This is a genomic window from Brevundimonas sp., from assembly GCF_036399195.1.
In the GTDB taxonomy this organism is placed as follows: domain Bacteria; phylum Pseudomonadota; class Alphaproteobacteria; order Caulobacterales; family Caulobacteraceae; genus Brevundimonas.
Genome location: NZ_DASWNO010000104.1, coordinates 1 through 4339, shown reverse-complemented (window position 1 = coordinate 4339; position 4339 = coordinate 1). Strand labels below are relative to the sequence as shown.

Here is a 4339-nt window from a genome sequence, read left to right as displayed (position 1 = left end):
ACCCGGCGGTTGATGGGGAAGGTCAGCTCGCCGGGACGGTCGGTCATCAGGGCGTCGCAGATGGTGCCCGGGGCGGGGGCGTAGGTCAGCCGTTCGCCCGCCGCGATCGACAGCTGCATGTCGTTGTAGTCGCGCGGCTCCACCGCGATCACCGGCGTGTCAGGCGAGAGGGCCTCCATGGCGAGGTTGATCCCGGCGATCATCCCGCCGCCCGAGGCGCCGCAGACCAGCTGGTCCAGGGCCAGCCCCTGCGCCTGCACGTCCTCCATGATCTCCAGCCCGATGGTGCCCTGCCCCTCAATTACGAACGGGTCGTCAAACGGGCGGACCAGCACGCTGCCGCGGGTGCGGGCGATCTCTTCGCCGATGGCCTCGCGGCTTTCGGCATAGCGGTCGTACATCCGCACCTCGCCGCCGAAGGCGCGCACGCCGGCGACCTTCACCGCCGGACTGTCCGCGGGCATGACGATGACGGCGGAGGTTCCCATCATCCGCGCGGCGCAGGCGACGGCCTGGGCGTGGTTCCCCGAGGAATAGGCGACGACGCCGCGTTGCAGTTCGTCAGGGGTCAGGCGGCTGATGCGGTTCCACGCCCCCCGGAACTTGAAGGCCCCGGCGCGCTGCAGGGTCTCGCACTTCAGCAGGAGCCGCCCGCCGAGGCGTTCGTTGAGGGCCGCGCTCTCGACCAGCGGCGTGCGGACGGCGTGACCGGCGATCTGGCGGGCGGCGTCCCGGACGCCGGCGAAGGAGGCGGTGTGCATGCGAGAGACATAGCCGCCCGGCCACCCCGGCGAAAGCCAGGCCTCCCTTCACGGCCTCACGTCTGGTCGGTTCGTCACAAAGGCCACGAAGAAGAAACCACGAAGGGCACGAAGTGAGCCGCGCCTGTCTCCGCCGCCTTCGTGGCCTTGTCCTTCGTGACGAACCTCCCCCGTGAACTCGAGGTTCACAGGTTGCGGCTTCGCCGCGATGACCGGTTGAGTCTGGCGAGCGCCGCTCTAACCTGAGCGGATGAAGAGCCTGATCCTCGCCATCGACCAGGGCACGACATCGACCCGGGCCATCGCCTTCGAGACGGCGCCCGAGGGCGGGTTGCGGCCCCTGGCCGTCAGCCAGATCGAGCTGGAGCAGCATTTCCCGCAGTCCGGATGGGTCGAGCACGACGCGTCCGAGATCTGGCGGGCCACGCTGCAGACCTGCGGCGCGGTCATCGCCGAGGCCGGCGGAATCGGCCGGTTCGCCGCCATCGGCATCACCAACCAGCGCGAGACCTCGGTGCTGTGGGACGCCGCCACCGGGGAGCCCCTGCACCGCGCCATCGTCTGGCAGGACCGCCGCACGGCCGACGTCACCACGCGGCTGGCGACCGAGGGCCATGAGCCGATGGTGCAGGCGGCGACCGGCCTGATCCTCGACCCCTATTTCTCAGCCTCGAAATTCGCCTGGCTTCTGGACGCCGTTCCGGCCGCCCGCGCAGGGGCGGAGCGCGGCGAGGTCAAGCTGGGCACGATCGAGACATGGTTGATCTGGAAACTGACCGGCGGCGCCAGTCACGTGACCGACGCCACCAACGCCAGCCGCACCTCGCTGATGGACCTCGCCGACCGCACGTGGCGACCTGACCTGGCGGAGCTGTTCGACGTCCCCATGGCTGCCTTGCCGGACATCCGAGACTGCTCGGATCACCTCGGCGACAGCGATCCATCTCTGTTCGGCGCGTCTCTGCCGATCCACGGCTCCGCCGGAGACCAGCAGGCCGCACTGGTGGGACACGGCGCGTTGAAGGCTGGCGACGCGAAGATCACCTACGGCACCGGCGCCTTTCTGGTGGTCAATGTCGGCGCCGCGCCCGTGGCCTCGACCAGCAGGCTGCTGGGCACGCTCGGCTACGCCGCCGACGGTCAGGTCGCCTATGCGCTGGAGGGATCGATCTTCTCGGCAGGCTCGGCTATCCAGTGGCTGCGCGACGGGTTGAAGGTGATCGGCGGCTCGGGCGAGTCCGAAGCGCTGGCGCGGACGCTGACGGACAACGGCGGCGTCTATCTAGTCCCCGGGTTCACTGGGCTGGGCGCGCCCTGGTGGGAGCCGGAGGCGCGCGGGACCGTCACAGGCCTGACGCGCGACAGCGGTCCGGCGCACATGGTCAGGGCGGCGCTGGAATCCCTGGCCTACCAGACCCGCGACCTGCTCGACGCGCTGGCGAAGGACGGGGCGCCGAAACCGAAGGTGCTGAAGGTTGACGGCGGGGTCACGGCCAACGCCTTCGCCATGCAGTTCGTCGCCGACATCTGCGAGGTCGTGGTCGAACGGCCGGCGTTTCAGGAGATGACCGCGCTCGGGGCGGCCAAGCTGGCGGCGCTTGGCGTGGGGCTGATCGGCGACCTCGAGGACCACCCGGTCGAGGCGCCCGCGCGCTGGACCCCGGCCATGGACCCGGCGGAGCGCGAGCGGCTGCTGAAGGGCTGGCGCGGCGCGGTGCGGGCCGCCATCATCGCCGCACGTCCGGAGACCGCATGACCCCTTCCGATCTCGCCGACCCGCAGGCCGCCTTCTCCGGGACCCGAGAGGTCGATCCCCGCTATGCGCTCGACGAGGCGGCGCTGGACCGCTGGCTGACCGCTCATGTCGAGGGCTACGCCGGGCCGCTGACGGTGCGCCAGTTCAAGGGCGGGCAGTCGAACCCGACCTATGAGCTGACCACGCCCGGCCGGACCTATGTGCTGCGCCGCAAGCCGCCGGGGACCCTGCTGGCCAGCGCCCACGCGGTGGACCGCGAGTTCACCGTCATCTCGGCCCTGCACGCCCAGGGGTATCCGGTCGCCAGACCGTATGCTCTGTGTACGGACGATACGGTGATCGGATCGATGTTCTACGTCATGGACAAGGTCGAGGGGCGGGTGCTGTGGGACCTGAAATTGCCGGGCATGGCCCCCGCCGAACGCCGCGCCATCTATGACGCACAGGTGGATACGCTGGCGCGGCTGCACGCCTTGGACCCGGCCGCGATCGGCCTCGGCGACTACGGCAGGCCTGGCAACTATTTCGAGCGTCAGGTCGGGCGCTGGACCAAACAGTATCGGGCATCCGAGATCGAGCCGATCCCGGCCATGGACCGGCTGATCGAATTTCTGCCCGCCACCCTGCCGCCGGAAGGGCCGACGCGGGTGGTGCACGGCGATTTCCGCCTCGACAACCTGATCCTCGCGCCCGACGCGGCCGAGGTGCGGGCGGTCCTGGATTGGGAGCTGTCGACGCTGGGCGACCCTATGGCCGACTTCTCCTACCTGCTGATCGCCTGGGTCATTCCGGCCGGGCAGAGGAACGGCCTGGCGGGCGCCGACATCGAAGCCCTGGGTATCCCCTCGGTGACGGAGACGGTCGAGCGCTACGCCCGTCTGACCGGCGCGGCCCCGTCGAACCTCGACTGGCTGTTCGCCTACAATCTGTTCCGGCTGGCGGCCATCTGTCAGGGCATCGCGGGGCGGGTGCGCGACGGCACCGCTGCGAGCAGCCACGCGAAGACCATGGCGGCGCAGGTTCCGATGTTGGCCGGGGGGGCGTTGTCGTTCGCCCGCAGGGCGGGGGCCTAGCGCGGCGGCAGCACGGCGCCGTTCAGGATGCGGCGGTCGGACCGCGCCTGCACCAGCACGGCGACGGCCTGATCCGGCTCCCGCGCCTCGGGCAGGGTGTAGAGATCGGCCTGGCCCGTCCACTGGCCCAGTTTCTTCACTGATCGGACGACATTGACGTGGCGGACCGAGCGTCCACGGTTGTCGCCGCGGGCGATCTGCACCGTCTGGGGCCCCGGCGTGTAGAAGACGGCGACGACGTCCGCCCCGCCTTCGGGCGCTGCGCCGGAGCCGACGCCGACGCGGTCGCCGCTCTCGCGGAACTCGATCTCGGGCGGGAAGACGCGGCGGGCGGCCTCTTCCTCGATGGCCGTCTGCAGGGCGGGCGTGGCGGCGCCGGGCACCTGGCGGCGGCCGTCGATCACCACCTGTGGCGTCGAGACGTTTCGCAGCCGCAGGGCGCGCCGGTAGTCACGCTGGCGCTGGGTGAACTCGGGCCGGGCGAACGTGTCGGACCAGCCGAGATAGTCCCAGTAATCGACGGCCCAGGTCAGGGCGATCACCCCGGGCTCGTCGGCGACCGCCTCGAAGCGCGCATTGGCCTCGGGACAGCCGGCGCAGCCCTGGGCGGTGAACAGTTCGACGACCACGGGTTCGGGCGGCGGCGGAGACGAGCGGACGGCGCGGGAGCCCCTCGGCTGGGCGTCGGCTCCGGCCGCAAGCAGCGCGGCCGTCACGGCCGCCGCAGGAATGATCCAGCCCCGTCTGCG

4 protein-coding genes are annotated in these 4339 nt (G+C 70.8%); 2 read left to right on the top strand and 2 right to left on the bottom strand.

All coding sequences use genetic code 11. The features are described 5' to 3' along the window. A partial coding sequence (locus VGB60_RS05005; RefSeq protein ID WP_331037170.1) for a threonine/serine dehydratase occupies positions 1–761 on the bottom strand: 761 nt, incomplete at its 3' end. 250 nt (positions 762–1011) lie between these two features. Here VGB60_RS05005 and glpK point away from each other — a divergent pair. Both glpK and VGB60_RS04995 read left to right on the top strand, forming a co-directional pair. Then, positions 1012–2517: a glycerol kinase GlpK gene (gene glpK / locus VGB60_RS05000; protein ID WP_331037169.1), complete on the top strand. Its 1506-nt coding sequence runs from the start codon at positions 1012–1014 to the stop codon at positions 2515–2517. Continuing rightward, positions 2514–3590 carry a phosphotransferase family protein gene (locus VGB60_RS04995; RefSeq protein ID WP_331037168.1) on the top strand — a complete coding sequence of 359 codons (1077 nt, stop codon included), beginning with the start codon at positions 2514–2516 and terminating at the stop codon, positions 3588–3590. Before glpK ends, VGB60_RS04995 begins: the two co-directional genes overlap by 4 nt. On the opposite strand, the gene VGB60_RS04990 is transcribed toward VGB60_RS04995, so the two are convergent. Further along, positions 3587–4339: DUF1223 domain-containing protein (locus tag VGB60_RS04990; RefSeq protein ID WP_331037167.1), on the bottom strand; the 753-nt coding region annotated here is incomplete at its 5' end. The two genes, VGB60_RS04995 and VGB60_RS04990, sit on opposite strands and share 4 nt — an antisense overlap.

Excerpts from the sequence above, each read along its gene's own strand:
- glpK (WP_331037169.1), top strand. The coding sequence starts at position 1,012 with ATGAAGAGCCTGATCCTCGCCATCGACCAGGGCACGACATCGACCCGG.
- VGB60_RS04995 (WP_331037168.1), top strand. The coding sequence starts at position 2,514 with ATGACCCCTTCCGATCTCGCCGACCCGCAGGCCGCCTTCTCCGGGACC.